We start from the raw sequence: 18,021 nt of genomic DNA, 5'->3' as shown, positions 1-18,021 counted from the left end.
TTACCGTCCGGCCGGGGGGGGTGGTTGTCGGGGGGGGGGGCGCCCTGGCCCCCCCGGGGGGGGGGGGGTTCTTTTTTCCCCCCCCCCCCCCCGCCCCGGTGCGTCAGGTGGCGGCGGAACCGCACCAGTTGGCGTGCCGCGCGCCGGACTCGGGGGGTGGGCCGGCCAGCCACTGCGCGATGGTGCGGGCGATCGGCTGACCGGTGTCCACCTCCACGAAGCCGAACTGTCCCGACTGGTTGCACTCCAGGAACCACCACGTCCCGTCGGCGTCCTCCGCGAAGTCGAAGGCCCCGTAGGCCAGTTCCGCCTCGCGCAGATACCCGCGCACGGCCTCGCCGAGCCGCGGCGGGACCTCGGCGGGACGCCAGGGCGTGGTGGACGGCGAGAAGCGCACGTCGACCACGTCGGGGTCGCCGCCGGGGACGCTCTCCTTGCGGGCGGCCAGCAGGCGGTCGCCGACGGCGGTCAGCCGTATGTCGGCCCGCTTGGCCACCCGGCGCTGCAGCAGCGTCGGACCGTAGGCCACGGCGGCGAAGTCCGCGCCCGGCGGCACCCGGGTGGTGGGCACCGCGCGGGGCGGATCCTGCGGGTGCGCCCCGGAGACGGGCTTGACCACGAGATCCGGGTAGCGGTCGGCGAACTCGCGCGCCGCCTGCGGGAACGTGGTGATGAGGGTGGCCGGCACGGGCAGGCCGCAGCGCTGCGCGAGCCGGAGCTGCCAGGGCTTGTGCCGGGCGCGCGCGGCGGCGTCCGGGTGGTTCATCCAGCGTGCTCCGGTACCGCGGAGCATGCCGTACAGCGCCTGTGAGGACTCCTCCGTGAGCCAGGCCGACGGCTCCGGCGCCCGGGCCGCGGGGGCGCCGGGACGGCGCACCCACACCGACCTGAGCCCGTCGAGGCTCACCAGCCGGCCGGCGGACGACAGGTGGCCCCGGAAGGCCCCGTGCACGAACTCGCCGGAGAGCGCGACGGTATGGGTCAGGTCGCCGGGGTCGAGCCGGACGACCGGGACGCCGGCGGCGTTCAGGTGCACGACCACCATGTCCGCCGTCACGTCCTCTTCACAGGTCAGAATGAGCACGGTCATGTCGCTTCGGCCCGTGTTCAGTCGTCGAAGTGGGTCTTGGAACCCGCCGTCGAGGTCGTCGTCCCGAGTTCTCTCAGGAGGGCGTGGTCGCGCGCGGCGATCCGGCCGTCGAGGAGTACGTTCAACTGCAGTCCGTGATCGTAGGCGTACGGAGTGGCGAACTCCAACTCCGCCGCTGGGCGTGCGTAGTTGAGCGTGAACGGTTTCATCGTTTCTCCCTCGTCGGTACTGCTTCGATCAAGCGGTGCCGCTGTGCGACGTCACTCGGGCCCGCTGCGTGGTGCTGGATGGACGCGACCTTCAGTCACTTATACGAGTCGAACGGGTGGTTGGTTTCCTCACTCTCCGTGATCACCGGAAAGTCGGGCGCCGAACAGGGCGTGGAGCAGGGGAGATCGGGTCGAGCGGGGGCGAAAACGTCTTCCCGAGCGGTCAGTCGGGAAGGCGCTCGGGGCTGCTCTCGGGCGCGCGGCGCATGGTGCGCAGGGCCAGCAGGAGGACGCCGATGTCGTCGAGGTAGACGGGGTCCGGCAGGATGTCGGTCGGCAGCACGAAGTACAGGACCGCCCCCCAGAAGACCCAGCGCGGACCGGTGGGCAGTCCCGCGCGCCTCAGACCCCGGCGGGCGCGGACCAGGCGCACCAGCACCGTGGCGGCCACGGCGAACAGGGCGACGGCCGCCACCGCCGCGACGACGACGAGCGTGGTTGGCGCATCCACGGGCCCTCCCGGTGGTCCGTCGCGCGGCGGCTGCTGCTCTCTTTGTCCTGCTCTGTCCGTGTCTGGCACGGTGCGGACCCTGGCGCGGGGTCCCTGTCTGTCGATTTCCCCGCTTTCGGTTCCCGGATTCCCGCTTCCGGCCGGAATACCGCATCGGACGCGTCTCACCGGGGTGGCGCGTCCGAGTGGCGGAGTGCGCCGGGCGGACCCGGTGACGGGGAGCTGCTCGCCCACTCGCCTGGGTCAGGCCGAGTACCCGGTGAGTACCCGGCCGTGGCGCCGCGCGGGCGCGCGGGAGCGGGCCCGGTCCGGCCCCGAACGCGTCGGGGGGCGGGTTCGGGCCGGACGGACCCCGGTGCCCGTCGGCCAGGTCCGCTCGGCGCTCAGGTGGAGGCGGGGCGGGGGCTCTGCAGCAGACCCGTCAGTACCCGGTCGGGGGTCAGCGGAGGTTCCCGGAAGCGGATTCCCGTGGCGTGGTGCACGGCGTTGCCGACGGCCGCCGCCGTGCCGACGATGCCGATCTCGCCGATCCCCTTGCCGCCCACGGGGTTGAGGTGCGGGTCGTGTTCGTCGAGCCAGTGCGCCTCGACGTCGGGCACGTCGGCGTGCGCGGGCACGTGGTAGCCGGCGAGGTCGGAGCCGGGGAAGTCGCCGAAGGCGGTGTCCATGGTGCTGCCCTCGGTCAGCGCCATGCCCAGGCCCATCGTCATGCCGCCGACGAACTGCGAGCGCGCGGTGCGGGGGTTGAGGATGCGGCCCGCCGCGTACACCCCGAGCAGCCGGCGCACCCGCACCTCGCCCGTCACCGTGTCCACGGCGACCTCGGCGAAGTGCGCGCCGAACGCGTGCCGCGCGTAGGCGCTCTCGGCGTCGGCCGTCCCCTCGGTGTCGGCGCTCTCCCGTATCCCCCCTTCGGGCAACGGGCCCCGGCGCGCGGCGAGTCGCGCGGCGAGCCGTCCGCAGGCCTCGTGGACCGCCCAGCCCCAGGAGGCGGTGCCCGAGGAGCCGCCCGCCAGCGGCGCCGCCGGCAGATCGCTGCTGCCCACCCGGATCCGCACCCGTTCCAGGGGGACGTCCAGGGCGTCCGCCGCGATCTGCGCCAGCACCGTTCGGGCGCCGGTGCCGATGTCGGCGGCGTTCACCTCGACGAGGAAGGACCCGTCCGGCAGCGCGCACGCCGCCGCGGCCGACGGGTAGACCTGCACGGGATAGGTGGCGGCGGCCACCCCCGTGCCCAGCAGCCACGGTCCCTCGGCCCGGGCCCGTGGGCGGGGATCGCGGCCCTCCCAGCCGAACCGTCGGGCGCCCTCGCGCAGGCACTCGACGAGATGGCGGCTGCTGAACGGCTTGCCGCTGTCGGGCTCGGCGTCCGGCTCGTTGCGGATCCGCAGCTCGACGGGGTCCATCCCGAGCGCGTCGGCCAGTTCGTCCATGGCCGACTCCAGCGCGTACATGCCGGGCGCCTCGCCGGGGGCGCGCATCCACGACGGCGTCGGGACGTCGAGCCGGACCACCCGGTGCACGGTGTGCCGGTGCGGGGCGGCGTACATGACGCCGGCCGGGACGGCCGCGTACTCGACGAACTCCTTGATCCGTGACGTGTACGTGGTCACCTCGTGCGTGAGCGACGTGAGCCGGCCGTCGTGGTCCGCGCCCAGCCGCAACCGGTGCAGGGTGGGCGCCCGGTGGCCGACGGAGGTGGGCATCACCCGGCGGGGGAGCACCACGGTGACCGGGCGGCCCGTGTGCCGGGCGGCCATCGCGGCGAGCACCACGTCGGGCCGGGGCGTGCCCTTGGAGCCGAAGCCCCCGCCCACGTGTTCGGCGACGACCGTGATCCGCTCCTCCGCCAACGCGAACATCTGGGCGAGCGCGGTGCGCACGGCCGTGGTGCCCTGGCTGGAGGTGTGCACCACGAGCCGCTCGCCGTCCCAGTGCGCGGTGCTGGCGTGCGGCTCCATGGGGTGGTTGTGCAGCGGCGGCACCTGGTAGCCGACGTCGACCCGGACGTCCGCGGCGGCGAAGGCGCCCTCGGCGTCGCCCTTCCGTCGCTCGCCCGGATACGTGCCGTTGATCTCCTCCGGGACGTACGCCCGCGGGTGCCCGGCGTGCAGCGCCACGTCGGGGGTCTCCTCCGCGTAGGCGACGCGCACCGCGCCGGCCCCGGCCCGCGCCGCCTCCGGGCTGTCGGCCACCACCAGGGCGACGAACCAGCCCCGGTGCGGCACCTCGGGGTTCTGCAGCACGGCGAGGGTGGGGTCGTCGGGCTCGGCGAGGCGGGGCGCGTCGTCAGGGGTGAGGACGGTGACGACGCCGGGCAGGGCCAGGGCCGCCGAGGGGTCGATCCCGGTCACCTCGCCGCGCGCCACCGTCGCCGGCACCGGACGGGCGAACAGCCGCCCGGGGAGGGGTTGTTCGGCGGCGTAGCGGGCGGCGCCGGTGACCTTCTCCAGGCCTTCCCGCCGCTCGGCGGGTGCGCCCACCGCGGTCATGAGTCCTCCTCCTGGGGCACGAGCCGCGACAGGACGTCGACGGCCAGGTTGCGGGCCAGCGGCGGTTTGTAGGCGTTGTCGCGCAGCGGCCGGGCCGCGGCCAGCTCCAGGTCGGCGGCCCGTTCGAAGGCGGCCCGGGTGGGGGCCGCGCCCAGCAGGGCCTCCTCGGCGAGCCTCGCCCGCCAGGGCCGGTGGGCCAGCGCCCCGAAGGCGATCCCCACGTGCGCGACGACCCCGTCGGCGACCTCCAGCACCGCGGCGACGGAGGCCAGCGCGAAGGCGTACGACGCCCGGTCGCGCGCCTTGCGGTACGCGGACGGCAGCCCGGCGGAGGCGGCCGGCAGCAGGACGGCGGTGACCAGCTCGCCGGGCTCGATGACGGTGTCGCGCTCCGGGTGCGCGCCGGGCAGCCGGTGGAAGTCCGCCGCCGCCACCCGGCGCACCCCCGCCGCGCCGTACAGCTCGACCTCGGCGTCCAGCGCGGCCAGGGCCACACCCATGTCGGACGGATCGGTGGCGATGCACTGCTCGGAGTGTCCGAGCACCGCGTGGTCGCGGTGGACGCCGTCGAGGGCGGCGCAGCCGCTGCCCGGCTGTCGTTTGTTGCACGGCTTGGAGACGTCCTGGAAGTACGGGCACCGGGTGCGCTGCAGCAGGTTGCCGCCGGTGGTGGCGGCGTTGCGCAGCTGGCCCGAGGCGCCCGCCAGCACCGCCTGGGACAGGGCCGGCCAGCCGTCGCGCACACGCGGGTGCGCCGCCAGGTCGCTGTTGCGCACCAGGGCCCCGATCCGTAGCGAGCCGTCCGGCAGCTCCGTCACCCGGTCCAGCGGCAGCCGGGTGACGTCGACGAGCGCGGTGGGGCGTTCCACCCCGAGCTTCATCAGGTCGACGAGGTTGGTGCCGCCGCCCAGATAGCGTGCGCCGGGGTGCGCGGCGAAGGCCTCGGCGGCCTCCGCGAGGCTGGTGGCCCGTACGTAGGCGAAGGATTCCACGGGTCACGTCCTCGGGTCGGGGCCGGGGCCGGTCACGTCCTCGACCGCGTCGACGATGCGGGGGTACGCGCCGCACCGGCACAGGTTGCCGCTGAGCCGCTCGCGGATCTCGTCGCGGTCCAGCGGGACCGGCCGGCCGGAGGGCTCCGACGGGTCGGTGACGTGGGAGGGGTGTCCCGCCTCCGCCTCGGCGAGCACGCCGACAGCCGAGCAGAGCTGCCCGGGCGTGCAGTAACCGCACTGGAAGGCGTCGCGCTCCAGGAAGGCCCGCTGCAGCGGGTGGGGGCCCTCGCCGTCGCCGGACAGGCCTTCGACGGTCGTCACGTCACAGCCGTCCAGCGCGACGGCGAGCAGCAGACAGCTGTTGACGCGCCGCCCGTCGACGAGGACCGTGCAGGCCCCGCACTGACCGTGGTCGCAGCCCTTCTTCGCCCCGGTGAGGTCGAGGTCCTCCCGCAGCAGGTCCAGCAGGACGCGGCGGTGATCGACGGTGAGGGTGTGCGACTTGCCGTTGACGCGCAGCGTCGTCTCGGAGCGGTGGGGCGACGACCGGGGGCCGTGCTCGGTGCCCATGTCCTGGTCCCTTCGGGCGGTCCGTGTGCCGTGGGGACCGCGTATCCAGAAGGGAGCACATGACACGTGCGGACGCGGGGCGATCCCCCCGGGACGCCCGCGACTCCTACCGGGTGCCCGGCCCGGCCGCGCCGTCCTCGCCGTCGGGGAGGGCGCCGTCCGGCTCCGCCGGCTCGACGGGAGCTGCGGCGGACGCCGTGGGCAGCGGGCGCAGAGCCTTGGTCGACTCCCTGAAGCGCTCCAGGGTGCGGCCCAGCTGCTGGAAGGGCGAGCCGGCGCGGCGGGCGGGGGCCGGCCGCGCCTCCCCGGCCTCGGCCGCCGCTTCCCGGTACGCGGCCAGCGCCTCGTGGGCGTGCTCGGCCGCCTCCCGGTACAGGTCCCGGGACTGCGTCATCGCCTCCAGCGCCTCCTTGTACATCGCCACGAGCCCGCGTTCACGGGCGAGCTCCTCCTCCAGCGTCAGCAGCTGCCAGTGCTCCCGCAACGCGGTGAGCGCGGCGTCGGCGTCCTCCGGCAGCGGCCGGGGCAGTGCCGCGAAGCGCTGGACGGCGTCCAGCAGCTCGGTGGGGTGCGTGCCGTCCAGGAACACGGTGCGCACCGTGAAGTCGGCGGCGTCGTAGTCGGCCGGGGCAGGCGAGCCGGGCAGCACCAGGGCGCCGCCGCGCGGCAGCTCCACCCCCGACTCCTTGAGGGCCCAGTTCACGGTCCGCAGCTGGTGGGGGGCCGCCCGGTGCTCGACGACCCGGTGCTGCAGACCGGGCGGGAGCAGCGGGACCAGCGAGCGCTTCCCCCGCTCGTCGGGCGTCATGGCCTCGTGGACGACGAGATGCACCGTCCAGGTGTCGCGCTGGGCGTTGCGCAGCGCGCGCCGCAGCTCCTTGTCGTCCGCGGGCAACGGGTTGACGTCGAGGTAGCGCTCGCCGGTGACGGTCTCGTGCCCCCACAGGGCGTCCGCCTCCCACGGCCAGAACATGCCGGCGGGCGACGGCCAGCGCAGGTCCCAGGGGCGCTCGGCCTCCGCCGTCAGCGTCCACTCCTGGCCCCGGCCCGACCACTCGGCGAGGGTGAGCCGGGCGCGGACGGTCACCTCCTCGTCCACCAGCCACCGGGCTTCGAAGGTCAGGTCCCCCTCGGGGGCGTCGGCGGCGGTCAGTTCCCTGAAGTCCTGGAGGGTGGCCGCGTCCTTGCGCGCCTGGAGGTTCTTGCGCAGGACGTCGGGCGCGGTGGGGCCGGTGTGGCGGCCACGGGACTGCCACACCGTGGACGGAGTGGTGGGCGGAACGGTCGCGGAGATGTGCGTGACTCCATTCATGAGGGCGAGCGACGACAGGGCGGCGAGGGTGTGCAGGCCAGTATCGCTCGCCGCGGGGCGTGCGCGATCAAGCGGGGGTCGGCGGCGCGGGGGCCCGCGCCGCCGCTGTCGGGGGTGCGCCTTCCCCAGCGCGGGACGCGTCACGCGTACCGATCCCGGCGACCTCGCGGGGGGTGTGCGGCGCTCGCACGGGGTGTGCGCCGCACACCAGGGCCGACGGCCCCGCACCCATGGGCCCGCCGTCCCCCGGGGCCGGAGAATCGGGTCCTGTGGACAGGGCCCGCCCACCATCCGCGTAGGGGCGAGCCCTGTCCGCGCGCCCGCCGAGCGCATCGCGCGCGGGCGCGCACGCGGTCACCAGCGCGGGAGGGCGGGGACGAGCGGCTCGCCGCCGAGACGACGGCGTCCTGCTTCTCGGGCCAGCTGCGCTGCACCTGCCTGACCACGTACGCGGAGGACGCGTCCGCGGGCGGGACGATCTCGACCGGGTCGCCCAGTCCCTCGGCTCGCGCGGCGGCCACGCGTTCTTTCTCCCCGCCGCCCGACCAGCGAGACCGCCGTCGGCCGCCCCGACAGCGCCCCCCTCCTCCCGCGCCCGGTGCGGCGACACACGACCGCCGAGGCGCGACCGGCGCGGCGGCGGTGCGGACCCTCGTGCGGACGGAGGCTGGGCATGCCAGAGGAAAATGCCGAAGCCGTCGCTTTCGGCCGCCGCTTTCCGTAGCCTCAGGAGAACCTGAACCACCCCGCGTCGCACCGCACTTGATCCGCTTCAGTCGACAACGCGCCGAAGGGACACCGGTCATGGCCGTCGAGGCCGAGGTTCTGAACGAACTGCACCGGCTGCGCGCCCGCGTGCCGCAGCTGACGGGGGCACTGGCGGCGAGCACCGACGGTCTCGTCCTCGCCCAGGACATGCCGGACGTGCAGCCGGAAGGGCTGGCCGCGCTCACCGCCGCGGCTCTCGGCGTCGGGCGTCGGATGGTGGACCTCTCGGCCCGCGGCGAGTTCTGCGAACTGCTGGTGCGCGGCGCCGCGGGCTACCTCGCGACCTACGCGGCCGGTCCCTCCGCCGTCCTGACGCTGCTCGCCGGCGACCGGGTCAACGTCGGACGTCTGCATCTGGAGGGACGGCGGGGCGGCGCGCGCATCGGGGCGCTGATGGCGACCCGGTCGGCCGGCGAACGGCTCCAGGCCGGCGGCGGCGAGCCCCCCGCGCGTCCGCCCGGGGGCCGCCCCCTCGGCGCACTGCCCCTGCGTATTCCGCCGCAGTCCCGGCACCGGCCCTGAACGAACCCGGGCGGCCCGGTCCCGTCCGGGTTCGGGAACGGCTCCGGCGGACGGCCGGACGCCGGGTCACCGCCCGCCGCCCGCTTCCCCGCGCCCGCGCCCGCGCCGGGACCGCGGCGGCGTCCGGCGGCCCGTTCCGGTCCGGCGCCCGTGTCGAACGAGGGCGCGCTGAACCCGCCGGGAACCAGCCGGGGTGTTCCCACGGTCGGGGCCGCCGGTCCGCTCGGCGCGACTGCCGACGCTCTCCGCACCCGCACCCGCCCCTCCCGCTGACGGAAGCGACCGGCGGAAGGCCGGACGGCGAAAGGCCGGACGGCGGAAGGCGAAGGCGGAAGGGGCACGGCGCAAGGGGCTCGGGGGGTTTCCCTCCGAGCCCCTCATCGTGCTTACGCGCCGCTCGCGCGCAGCATGTCCTCGCGCTCGACGATCTTCACGCGCTCGCGGCCCTGCGGCTCGCCCAGCGCCTTCTCGGCGGCGTCCAGCCGGTACCAGCCCTCCCAGGTGGTGAAGCGGACCTCCCGCTCGGCGAGGAACGCGTCCACGGCCTCCGGCTCGGGCGAGACGGGCGTGTGCAGACGGCCGCCCGCGTGGTCGGCCAGCAGGTTGGACACCGTCTCGTTGGCGTCGCCCTTGGTGTGGCCGATCAGACCGATCGGGCCGCGCCGGATCCAGCCCGTGACGTATGTCGACTGCAGGTGCTCTCCGGACTCCTCGATGACGCGGCCGCCCTCGTCCGGGACGGTGCCCGAGTCGAGGTCCCACGGCAGCTTCGGGAGCTTGTCGGAGAGGTAGCCGACCGCACGGTAGACCGCGGTGACGTCCCAGTCCTTGAACTCGCCGGTGCCCTTGACGTTGCCGGTGCCGTCCAGGGCGGTGCGCTCGGTGCGCAGGCCGACGACCTTGCCGTCCGCGCCCAGGATCTCGGCCGGCGACTCGAAGAAGTGCAGGAACAGCTTGTGCGGACGATCGCCCACGTCACGGATCGCCCAGTTCTCCAGCGTCTTGGCGACCATGTCGGCCTGCTTGTTGCCGCGCCGGGTCGCGATCGAGCCCTCGTCGTAGTCGATGTCCTCGGGGTCGACGATGACCTCGATGGTGGGGGAGTGGTCCAGCTCCCGCAGCTCCATCGGGGAGAACTTCGCCTGCGCCGGACCGCGCCGGCCGAAGACGTGGATCTCCCGCGCCCTGTTGGCCTTCAGGCCCTCGTGGACGTTGGCCGGGATCTCCGTCGGCAGCAGCTCGTCCGCCGTCTTGGCCAGGATCCGGGCCACGTCCAGGGCGACGTTGCCGACGCCCAGGACCGCCACCTTCTCGGCGTCCAGCGGCCAGGTGCGCGGCACGTCGGGGTGGCCGTCGTACCAGGAGACGAAGTCCGCGGCCCCGTAGGAGCCGTCGAGCTCGACGCCGGGGACCGACATGTCGCGGTCGGCCGTCGCGCCGGTCGAGAAGATCACCGCGTCGTAGAAGGCGCGCAGGTCGTCCAGGCTGATGTCGGTCGGGTAGTCGACGTTGCCGAAGAGACGGATCTGCGGCTTGTCGAGGACCTGGTGCAGGGCGGTGATGATGCCCTTGATGCGCGGGTGGTCCGGGGCGACGCCGTAGCGGATCAGGCCGAACGGGGCCGGCATGCGCTCGAAGAGGTCGACGGAGACACCCGGGTCGGCGGCCACATCGGACTTGAGCAGCGCGTCGGCGGCGTAGATCCCGGCGGGGCCGGCTCCGACAATGGCTACCCGCAGGGGGCGGGGCATGATCAGGTTCCCTTCGAGTGGCGATACATCGACTCGGGGGAAGCCTAAGCTGAGGCATGCCTAACCCGGTACGCGGGTCCGGTCTATGGACTCATAAGCATCATTGATGAGCGGTGCGGCCGGACGGCGTGCCGGCCGACAGGCCTCACTGCAGGGGCTGTTCGGCCCAGATGACCTTGCCCTTGGGCGTGTAGCGGGTGCCCCAGCGGTCGGTGAGCTGCGCCACCAGGAACAGCCCGCGTCCGCCCTCGTCGGTCATGGCCGCGTACCGCAGATGCGGCGAGGTGCTGCTGCTGTCGGAGACCTCGCAGATCAGGGTGCGGTCGCGCAGCAGGCGCACCCCCACGGGCGCGCTGCCGTAGCGGAGCGCGTTGGTCACCAGCTCGCTCAGGATCAGCTCCGTCGTGAAGGACAGCTCCTCCAGGTCCCAGCGCGCCAGCTGCCGCACCACCGCCGCCCGCACCTCGCCCACCGCCGCCGGGTCCATCGGCACGTCCCACTCGGCGACCCGGTCGGCGCCCAGCGCCCGGGTGTGCGCGACGATCAGGGCGATGTCGTCGTTCGGGCGGGCCGGCAGCAGGGCGCCCAGGACGCCCTGGCAGATCTGCTCCGGCGAACCGCCGGCGCCCCGCTCCAGAGCGGTGCGCAGCAGCTCCAGACCGGTGTCGATGTCCCGTACCCGGTCCTCCACCAGCCCGTCGGTGTACAGCACCAGCCGGCTGCCCTCGGTCAGTTCCAGCTCCACCGTCTCGAACGGCAGGCCGCCCAGCCCGAGCGGAAGCCCGGCCGGCACCTCCAGGTACTCGACCCGACCGTCGGGGTGGACCAGCGCCGGCGGCGGGTGGCCGGCCCGGGCGATCGTGCAGCGCCGGGAGACCGGATCGTAGATGGCGTACAGACAGGTCGCCCCGGTCACCGGCGCGTTGGCGCTGTCGTCCGCCTCGTCCTGGTCGATGCGCGTCACCAACTCGTCCAGCAGTCCGAGGAGTTCCTCCGGCGCCAGGTCCAGGGCGGAGAAGTTGTGGACCGCGGTGCGCAGCCGGCCCATGGTCGCCGCCGCGTGCAGGCCGTGGCCCACCACGTCGCCCACCACCAGCGCGACCCGGGCCCCCGACAGGGGCAGCACGTCGAACCAGTCGCCGCCCACGCCCGCCTGGGCCGGCAGGTACCGGTAGGCGATGTCCAGGGCGTTCTGCTCCGGCAGGGTGCGCGGCAGCAGGCTGCGCTGCAACGTGACGGCCATGCCGTGCTCCCGGGTGAAGCGGCGCGCGTTGTCGATGGAGATCGCGGCCCGCGCCACCAGCTCCTCCGCGAGCACCACCTCGTCCGGATCGAACGGGTCGGGCCGCTCCGAACGCCAGAAACTGACCACGCCCAGGATCAGGGACCCGGCCCGCACGGGGACCGTGATCAGCGAGTGGATGCCGAACTCCACGACCTGCTCGGTGCGTTCCAGGTCCTGGGCGCGCCAGCCCGGCGCCCGGGCCAGGCGGGCCTCCAGGAAGGCCCGCGCGTCGCGCAGACTGCGCGCCTGCGGCGAGGTCTCCACGAACCGGATCCGCTCGCCCACCGCGTACAGCGGCGCGCCCTTGCGGATCGCGCCGACCGCCGTGCGCCGCAGCGCGCCGCGCGCCTCCGGCTCCTCGCCGTCCAGCACGGCGTCGAAGAGGTCGACGGTGGCGAAGTCCGCGAACCGCGGCACGGCCAGCTCCGTCAGCTCCTCGGCGGTACGGGCCACGTCCAGGCTCGTGCCGATGCCCACCCCGGCCGCGTAGAGCATGTCGAGGCGCTCACGGGTCGCCTCCGCCCGGCCCGACAGGGCGCGCAGCTCGGTGGAGTCGCGCAGGGTGGCGACGCTGCCCGCGGGCCCGCCCGCCAGGTCGGTGGGCCGCTGGTTGATCGCCAGCAGCCGGTCCCCGACCAGGTGCACCTCGTCGGTGACCATCCGTCCGGAGGCCAGCAGCTCGGCGGTGTCCCGGTCCAGGCCCAGGTCGAGGACCTGCCGGCGTTCGGCGTCCGGGGGCAGGTCGAGCAGGCGCTGCGCCTCGTCGTTGGCGAGCAGCAGGTCGCCCTCGCCGCCGACGATGATCACGCCTTCACGCACGGCGTGCAGCACGGCGTCGTGGTGCTCGTACATGCGGGTCATCTCGCGCGGCCCGAGACCGTGGGTCTGGCGCAGCAGCCGACGGCTGACCAGCGCGGTGCCCGCCGTGGCCAGGGCGAGGGCGACGGCGGCGCTGGCCAGCAGGAGGGGAAGCTGACGGTCCGCGGTGCCGCCGACGTGCGCGGTGGTGATGCCCGACGACACCAGCCCGACGATCTCGCCGTCGGGCGCCCGCACGGGAACCACGGCCTGCACCAGCCGGCCGATCGTCCCGTCGACCTCCTCGACCACGACTCCGCCGTCCAGCGCCGGCTGGATGTTCCCGACGAACTTCTTCCCGATGCGGTCCGGCTTGGGATGGGTGTAGCGGATGCCGTCGGTGTTCATGACGACGATGAAGTCCATGTCCGAGGCCTTGCGGGCGGCCTCGGCGCGGGGCTGCAGGAGGGCCGTCGGGTCGGGGCTCTTGAGCGCCGCCACCATGCCGGGGGAGTTGGCGAACGTCTGGGCGACGGCGAGGGACCGGTTGCGGGCCTCCTGGGTGGTGTCGTGCCGCACCTGGAGCAGCAGCGCCACCACGGCGGCCACCACCAGCAGCAGCACGATGACCACCTGCAGGACGAACACCTGCGCGGCGAGACTGCGCCCGCCGAGCGTGGACTCGGGCGTACGCCGCACCCCCGGGCCCCGGGGACGACGGGCCGGCCGGGCATCCGAGCGCCCCAGGAGTCGGACCATGTGCCATGTCTACACTGCCCGGCCGGATGAGGCGAGGGGCGTCACACTCGGTCACAGGACGCGTCGCTCATGCTCGCCTCGGGTGATCTTCCCGCCTCGCGCGCCGGGTGGCCAGGAGCAGGGCGATGTCGTCGGGCCGGTCGGCGGTCTGCCGGGCCAGCGCGGTGAGCCGGTCGGCGACGTCCTCGAGGGAACGTCCGGACCCGCCCTCGGCGCCGGCGCCGGCCACCGGAGCGCCCACGCCCGCCGTAGACGCCCGCGCCGGGCCGCCGGCCCGGATCCGGGGCCGCTGCGGCGGCCCGCCGGCCTCGGCCAGGGCCCTGCGCAGCGCCGAGATGCCCTCGTCGATGTCGTGGCCGGGCCGCTCGACCAGCCCGTCCGTGTACAGGGCGAGGATCGCGCCCGGTTCCAACCGCAGCTCCGTGACGGGGTAGTGAGCCCGGGGATCCACTCCGAGGACCACTCCGCCGGGCAGCTCCACGACCTCGGTGCGGCCGTCGGGGTGGCGCAGCAGCGGCGGCAGGTGCCCGGCGCGGGCGGCCCGTGCCACACCCGTGGCCGGGTCCAGCCGGACGTAGCAGCAGCTGGCGAACTGGCCCGGGTCGAGGTCGATGAGGAGGTGGTTGGTGCCCCCCATGACCTCCTGCGGGGGCCGGTCGGACAGCGCGAACGCCCGCACCGCGCTGCGCAGCTGCCCCATGGTGGCCGCCGCCTGCACCCCGTGCCCCTGCACGTCGCCGATGACCAGGGCGAGGCCGTCCCCCGCCTCCACGACGTCGTACCAGTCGCCGCCCACGTCCATGCCCTCGGTGCCCGGCAGATAACGGCCGGTGGTCTCCACGCCCGCGTGCTGCGACAGCCGCCGGGGGAGCAGCGCCTGCTGGAGCCCGCGGGCGAGGGCGGCCTCGGTGTCGTAGCGCTGGGCCTTCTCCATCGCGTGGGCGATCAGGCCGGCGAGCGCGGTGAGCACCGTGCGCTCTTCGGAGCCGAAGCTGCGCGAGCGGTCGAAGCCGAGGATGCACGAACCGACCGGCCGGCCGGAGGAGATCAGCGGGAGGAAGGCCCGGGCGCCCTCGTCCGCGTCGAGGTCGATGCCCGGATAGGCGTCCGCGAGCTGCTGCATCGAGTCGAAGAAGAGCGGCCGGCCCGTGGTGAGCGTCTCCACCCCCGGCAGCCGGGCGTCCAGCCCCACCCCCTCGAACGGCGCGAGGAAGCCCTCGGGGAAGCCGGACTCCCACGCCAGGTACAGATGCCGCTCCTGGAGCAGGTAGATGGCCAGCATGCCGCCGCCGAACGCCGGCAGCAGCTCCCGCATCACCACCGCCGACACCTGCCGGGCCGTGACCGCCTCCGTCAGCGCGATGGCCAGCACGATGGGCCGGTAGAAGGGGGCGGTCGACGCCGCGACGTCGGGCGCGGGGGCGTCCGTGTCCGCGGGCTCGGGAGCCGCGTCGTCCGGCACCCGGTTCGCCGGGACCGCCGTGCAGGTGACCAGGTCGGCGCCGGGGTACAGCGAGACGCGCAGCCAGTCGCCCTCGTAGGGACGCCCGTCCGAGGACGGCTCGGCGGTGGCGGGGCGCCGCACATGGAAGTGCGCGGGCGCCGGCGCCAGCAGGACGCCCCGCAGATGCTCCTCGTAGGTGGGCTGGTTCAGCCACGGCACGGAGACCCACAGCGAGCGGCCGACCAGCAGGTCGCGCGGCACGCCCAGCAGCTGCCCGGCCCGGGGGTTGGCGTAGACGACGAACCCCATCCGGTCCAGGCAGAACACGCCCTCCGGGAGCAGGTCGGCGGCCCCGTCGGCGAGGGCGCCGGGACCGGGGTCGAAGAGGACGCCGGCGACCGGGCGCAGCGCGCCGGGAGAGCCCGAGGGGACGTCGGCCGGCCGCTCCGCGTCCGTCGCCTCCCACAGCTCCAGCAGCCGCAGACCGCCCTCGGCGGTGCGCAGCCGCACCGGCAGCGGCGGCGGGCGTCCCTGGGCCGTCTGGTGGAACAGGCCGGGCAGCCGCAGGGCGTCCGTCGCGTCGACGGCCCGGACCAGGGCGTCCAGCGTTCCGGGGAACTCGCCCCCGGACAGGCGGAGCAGCTTGCGCGCGTGCTCGTCCACGGTGACGGCGCCGTTCGCCGGATCCCACGTGAACCGCCCGATGCGCCCGGGGGCCGGCCCCGCGGCCGGCGGTCGCACGCACAGCGGTTCGTCGTCCCAGGTGACGGGCCCGCCCTGCGCCGCCAGCCGCAGCAGGTCCGCGCCCAGGCCGTCGGCCACGGCCGTCAGCCGCTCCCGGCCGGCCAGCACCTCCGCCGCGTCGGCGACGGCCGGGAGCAGCACGGTCAGCACGCCGAAGGAGCGGCCGCCCGCCGTCACGGGCACGTGCAGGGAGCCGAACTGGAAGGGCAGGCCCGCGGCGAACTGCGGATAGCGGCGCATCATCTCCGTGGCGTTCGCCAGCACCACGGGTGCGCCCGTGCGGTGCACCTCGGCCACCGGGAAGGGCCGGTCGACGTTCACCCGCCACCAGGGGCGGAACAGCGGACCCGGCAGCCCCGTCAGGACGGCCAGCCGCAGCAGCCCGGACGTGCCGGAGCACAGGTAGACGCCCCCGGCGCTGCCGTCCGTCGCCCGCAGCGCCTCCGCCACGGCCCCGGTCAGCAGCGCGGGCGGCGGTCCGGACGGCGTCCGCTCGTCCCCGGCGCTCCCAGTCATCGGCCCTACCTCGTCCGTGCCGCGCGTGGGCGACACAGCAAGAATGCGCCACATCCGGCCGGATGCGCATCCTCGCGCCGGCCGGGAGAACCGCTGCGCGCGGGGTATCCGCCCCGCCATGGGTGAGATTCTGGTGGGCGCATGCTCGTGGACGGACCGGGCGCTGGTCTCCAGCGGCTGGTATCCCGCCGGCCGGCGGGACGCGGAGGGCCGGTTGCGCCACTACGCCGAACGCTTCCCGGTCGTCGAGGTCGACGCGACCTACTACGCGCTGCCCGCGGAGCGTACGAGCAGCCTGTGGGCGCAGCGGACCCCGGAGGACTTCGTGTTCGACGTGAAGGCCTTCTCGCTGCTGACCGGCCACCCCACCCGGTCCGCCGTCCTGCCGCCCGGGCTGCCCGACGACGTCCGCGGTCCGAAGGCGCTGGACGAGGTGTGGCGCAGGTTCGCGGACGGCATCGAGCCGTTGCGCGGGACGGGCCGGCTGGGCGCCGTCCTCTTCCAGTTCCCGCCGTGGTTCCGCCCCGGCGTACGCGCCCGCGCGTTCCTCGCCCAGTGCGCCGAACGGACCGCGGGATGGCCCGTCTGCGTGGAGTTCCGGCATCCGGACTGGTGGCGGGGCGACGAGCAGCGCCGGATCACCGCCGACCTGCTGCGCTCGCACGGGTTCGCCGCCGTCGCCGTCGACATGGAGCAGTCCCTGGCGTCCGCGATACCGCCGGTCACGCCCGTCACCTGCGAGCGGCTCGCCGTCGTGCGGCTGCACGGGCGCAGCCGGGCCTGGGGCAGCGGCAGCAAGGAGGACCGCTTCCGGCACGAGTACACCGACGCCGAGCTGGCGGAGTGGACGCCGAGGGTGCGCGAGCTCGCCCGGCGCGCCGAGCAGGTGCATGTGCTGTTCAACAACTGCTGCGGGGACGCCGCCGTACGCGCCGCCGCGAGGATGCGCGCACTGCTCGACGGCTGACCGGGCCGGCCCCGGCCGGGCGACCCGCGGGGGAGCCGGCCGGGGCCCGTGCCCGTCAGGCGGCGCTGACGCGCAGGGTGCTCTTGGCGAGCTCGTACGCCGGGAGCATGGCGTCGTGTTCTCCGGTGTCCATCCCGCCGAGGTGCAGCACCACGGGGCCCTTGGGCGTGGTGACGGCGAACGCGTGCTCCGTCTTGCTCTCGTCCAGGAGCTCGCTGGTGGTGACGTACTCGACCTCGGCCCCCTTGACGCCGCCCGACGTGAACGCGCGGTAGGCGGCCTTGCTCGCCCCCTGCTCGGCGGCCACGAAGGCCTTCAGCACGCTGCGCGCGTCGGCGTCGCCCGGCTCGCCGGTCCACACGCGCAGGAACCCGATCTTCCCCGCGGGCTTGGCGTCGATCTCGCAGGCCATGGTCACGGGCCCCTGGTGCAGCAGCGCGTCGGCGAGGTCGGCCAGGTCGCCGGTGGCCCCCGCGGCGTCGACCGCCTTGGCCTTCCAGAACTCCGCGACGTCGAAGGTGACGGGAAGTTCGCAGGCGGATCCGGCGGCCCCCACGGACCCGCCGCGCGCGGCGACCTTCGCGGTCGCCGATGCCGAGGCCCCCGCCCGGCCCGCCGCCGTGTCCGAGTCGCCGTCCCCGGCCGCGCATCCCGTCAGCAGCACCGTCAGCACCGTCGACCACGCCGCCGGCGCCAGCCATCGTCGCACGATCCGCGTGTTCCGCACGTTCCCCACCCCGAAGCGCACCGCTGAGTCTCCTCTCGACGCCGGCCCGATACCGGCGGAGCACTGTAACCGGGGAGGTCGTGCCTTCCGCCACCGAGATTCCCCCCGGGCGCGCGAGTCGACAGGAGCCGCCAGGGGCCGACAGAGCTCGGGGCGTGCAGGAATGCGGCGGGCGTCTTCCGCGTTGTACCGCGCGACTGGCATGCACCGCTCAATAGGTGCGAGCCGGTGAAAGGAGGTCCCCCCATGGCCCGCAGCACAGCGCGCCCCGTCGTCACCCTCAGGTCCACCGCCGGAACCGGTGTCGCCTACGTGACGCGAAAGAACCGCCGCAACGACGCCGACCGACTGGTCCTGCGCAAGTACGACCCCGTCGTCGGCCGGCACGTCTCCTTCCGCGAGGAGAGGTGAGGCCCTGACGGCGCGAGGCCGCCGCGCTCGCTGAGCGACGGCGGCCCGCCCGGGGCACGGCGGCCGGGGTCGCGGAAACCCACCCCGGCCCCGTACGGAAACGGGCGAGTGTTGTGTCGTGAAATACGGCGCCCCCAGGGAACCCCAAAC

The 18,021-nt window shown here is 74.8% G+C and carries 14 protein-coding genes; 3 read left to right on the top strand and 11 right to left on the bottom strand.

The annotated features are described in order from the left end of the window. Positions 1-103: 103 nt before the first annotated feature. The 7 genes from tgmB to ACFVYK_RS28380 all read right to left on the bottom strand — a co-directional run bounded on the left by tgmB (position 104) and on the right by ACFVYK_RS28380 (position 7,179). On the bottom strand, positions 104-1,090 hold the full coding sequence (gene tgmB, locus ACFVYK_RS28410) for an ATP-grasp ribosomal peptide maturase (protein WP_389778931.1): 987 nt from the start codon (positions 1,088-1,090) through the stop codon (positions 104-106). A 17-nt stretch (positions 1,091-1,107) separates the two neighbouring features. Further along, positions 1,108-1,299 (bottom strand): putative ATP-grasp-modified RiPP, encoded by a 192-nt coding sequence (gene tgmA / locus ACFVYK_RS28405; RefSeq protein ID WP_389778929.1) that lies wholly within the window; start codon positions 1,297-1,299, stop codon positions 1,108-1,110. A gap of 223 nt (positions 1,300-1,522) precedes the next feature. Continuing rightward, entirely contained in the window at positions 1,523-1,810 is a 288-nt protein-coding gene (locus ACFVYK_RS28400) for a DUF1232 domain-containing protein (protein ID WP_389778927.1), read from the bottom strand. 383 nt (positions 1,811-2,193) lie between these two features. After that, the gene (locus ACFVYK_RS28395; RefSeq protein WP_389778925.1) at positions 2,194-4,302 is read right to left on the bottom strand and encodes a xanthine dehydrogenase family protein molybdopterin-binding subunit; all 2,109 of its coding nucleotides are present in this window, start codon (positions 4,300-4,302) and stop codon (positions 2,194-2,196) included. Beyond that, complete coding sequence (locus ACFVYK_RS28390) at positions 4,299-5,294, bottom strand: FAD binding domain-containing protein (RefSeq protein WP_389778923.1); 996 nt, start codon at positions 5,292-5,294, stop codon at positions 4,299-4,301. Before ACFVYK_RS28390 ends, ACFVYK_RS28395 begins: the two co-directional genes overlap by 4 nt. Positions 5,295-5,297: 3 nt before the next feature. Then, entirely contained in the window at positions 5,298-5,867 is a 570-nt protein-coding gene (locus ACFVYK_RS28385; RefSeq protein ID WP_389778921.1) for a (2Fe-2S)-binding protein, read from the bottom strand. 106 nt (positions 5,868-5,973) lie between these two features. Next, on the bottom strand, positions 5,974-7,179 hold the full coding sequence (locus tag ACFVYK_RS28380) for a hypothetical protein (RefSeq protein ID WP_389778919.1): 1,206 nt from the start codon (positions 7,177-7,179) through the stop codon (positions 5,974-5,976). An 804-nt stretch (positions 7,180-7,983) separates the two neighbouring features. Here ACFVYK_RS28380 and ACFVYK_RS28375 point away from each other — a divergent pair. Then, on the top strand, positions 7,984-8,469 hold the full coding sequence (locus tag ACFVYK_RS28375; RefSeq protein WP_389778918.1) for a roadblock/LC7 domain-containing protein: 486 nt from the start codon (positions 7,984-7,986) through the stop codon (positions 8,467-8,469). A gap of 386 nt (positions 8,470-8,855) precedes the next feature. Here ACFVYK_RS28375 and ACFVYK_RS28370 read toward each other — a convergent pair whose 3' ends face one another. The 3 genes from ACFVYK_RS28370 to ACFVYK_RS28360 all read right to left on the bottom strand — a co-directional run bounded on the left by ACFVYK_RS28370 (position 8,856) and on the right by ACFVYK_RS28360 (position 15,766). Further along, positions 8,856-10,220, bottom strand: a complete 1,365-nt coding sequence (locus ACFVYK_RS28370) for an FAD-dependent oxidoreductase (protein ID WP_389778916.1) — start codon at positions 10,218-10,220, stop codon at positions 8,856-8,858. Positions 10,221-10,365: 145 nt separating this feature from the next. Continuing rightward, entirely contained in the window at positions 10,366-13,062 is a 2,697-nt protein-coding gene (locus tag ACFVYK_RS28365; RefSeq protein ID WP_389778914.1) for a SpoIIE family protein phosphatase, read from the bottom strand. 67 nt (positions 13,063-13,129) lie between these two features. After that, entirely contained in the window at positions 13,130-15,766 is a 2,637-nt protein-coding gene (locus tag ACFVYK_RS28360; RefSeq protein ID WP_389778912.1) for a SpoIIE family protein phosphatase, read from the bottom strand. 118 nt (positions 15,767-15,884) lie between these two features. Between ACFVYK_RS28360 and ACFVYK_RS28355 the strand changes: the two genes are divergently transcribed. Continuing rightward, positions 15,885-16,733 (top strand): DUF72 domain-containing protein, encoded by an 849-nt coding sequence (locus ACFVYK_RS28355; protein WP_389778910.1) that lies wholly within the window; start codon positions 15,885-15,887, stop codon positions 16,731-16,733. A gap of 55 nt (positions 16,734-16,788) precedes the next feature. Here ACFVYK_RS28355 and ACFVYK_RS28350 read toward each other — a convergent pair whose 3' ends face one another. After that, positions 16,789-17,460: a lipoprotein gene (locus ACFVYK_RS28350; protein ID WP_389778908.1), complete on the bottom strand. Its 672-nt coding sequence runs from the start codon at positions 17,458-17,460 to the stop codon at positions 16,789-16,791. Positions 17,461-17,706: 246 nt separating this feature from the next. Between ACFVYK_RS28350 and rpmG the strand changes: the two genes are divergently transcribed. Then, positions 17,707-17,871: a 50S ribosomal protein L33 gene (gene rpmG, locus ACFVYK_RS28345; RefSeq protein WP_190151747.1), complete on the top strand. Its 165-nt coding sequence runs from the start codon at positions 17,707-17,709 to the stop codon at positions 17,869-17,871. Positions 17,872-18,021: the final 150 nt, after the last annotated feature.

It is taken from the genome of Streptomyces sp. NPDC058291 (assembly GCF_042880855.1).
Lineage (GTDB): Bacteria > Actinomycetota > Actinomycetes > Streptomycetales > Streptomycetaceae > Streptomyces.
Note: the sequence above shows the minus strand (reverse complement) of the source record. Positions and strands in the feature narration are given on the sequence as shown.

Bases quoted from the DNA above. Each gene is read 5' to 3' on its own strand.
- ACFVYK_RS28355 (WP_389778910.1), top strand. From the start codon at position 15,885: ATGGGTGAGATTCTGGTGGGCGCATGCTCGTGGACGGACCGGGCGCTG.
- ACFVYK_RS28360 (WP_389778912.1), bottom strand. From the start codon at position 15,766: ATGACTGGGAGCGCCGGGGACGAGCGGACGCCGTCCGGACCGCCGCCC.
- tgmB (WP_389778931.1), bottom strand. From the start codon at position 1,090: ATGACCGTGCTCATTCTGACCTGTGAAGAGGACGTGACGGCGGACATG.
- ACFVYK_RS28380 (WP_389778919.1), bottom strand. From the start codon at position 7,179: ATGAATGGAGTCACGCACATCTCCGCGACCGTTCCGCCCACCACTCCG.
- ACFVYK_RS28385 (WP_389778921.1), bottom strand. From the start codon at position 5,867: ATGGGCACCGAGCACGGCCCCCGGTCGTCGCCCCACCGCTCCGAGACG.
- rpmG (WP_190151747.1), top strand. From the start codon at position 17,707: ATGGCCCGCAGCACAGCGCGCCCCGTCGTCACCCTCAGGTCCACCGCC.
- ACFVYK_RS28395 (WP_389778925.1), bottom strand. From the start codon at position 4,302: ATGACCGCGGTGGGCGCACCCGCCGAGCGGCGGGAAGGCCTGGAGAAG.
- ACFVYK_RS28375 (WP_389778918.1), top strand. From the start codon at position 7,984: ATGGCCGTCGAGGCCGAGGTTCTGAACGAACTGCACCGGCTGCGCGCC.
- ACFVYK_RS28365 (WP_389778914.1), bottom strand. From the start codon at position 13,062: ATGGTCCGACTCCTGGGGCGCTCGGATGCCCGGCCGGCCCGTCGTCCC.
- tgmA (WP_389778929.1), bottom strand. From the start codon at position 1,299: ATGAAACCGTTCACGCTCAACTACGCACGCCCAGCGGCGGAGTTGGAG.
- ACFVYK_RS28370 (WP_389778916.1), bottom strand. From the start codon at position 10,220: ATGCCCCGCCCCCTGCGGGTAGCCATTGTCGGAGCCGGCCCCGCCGGG.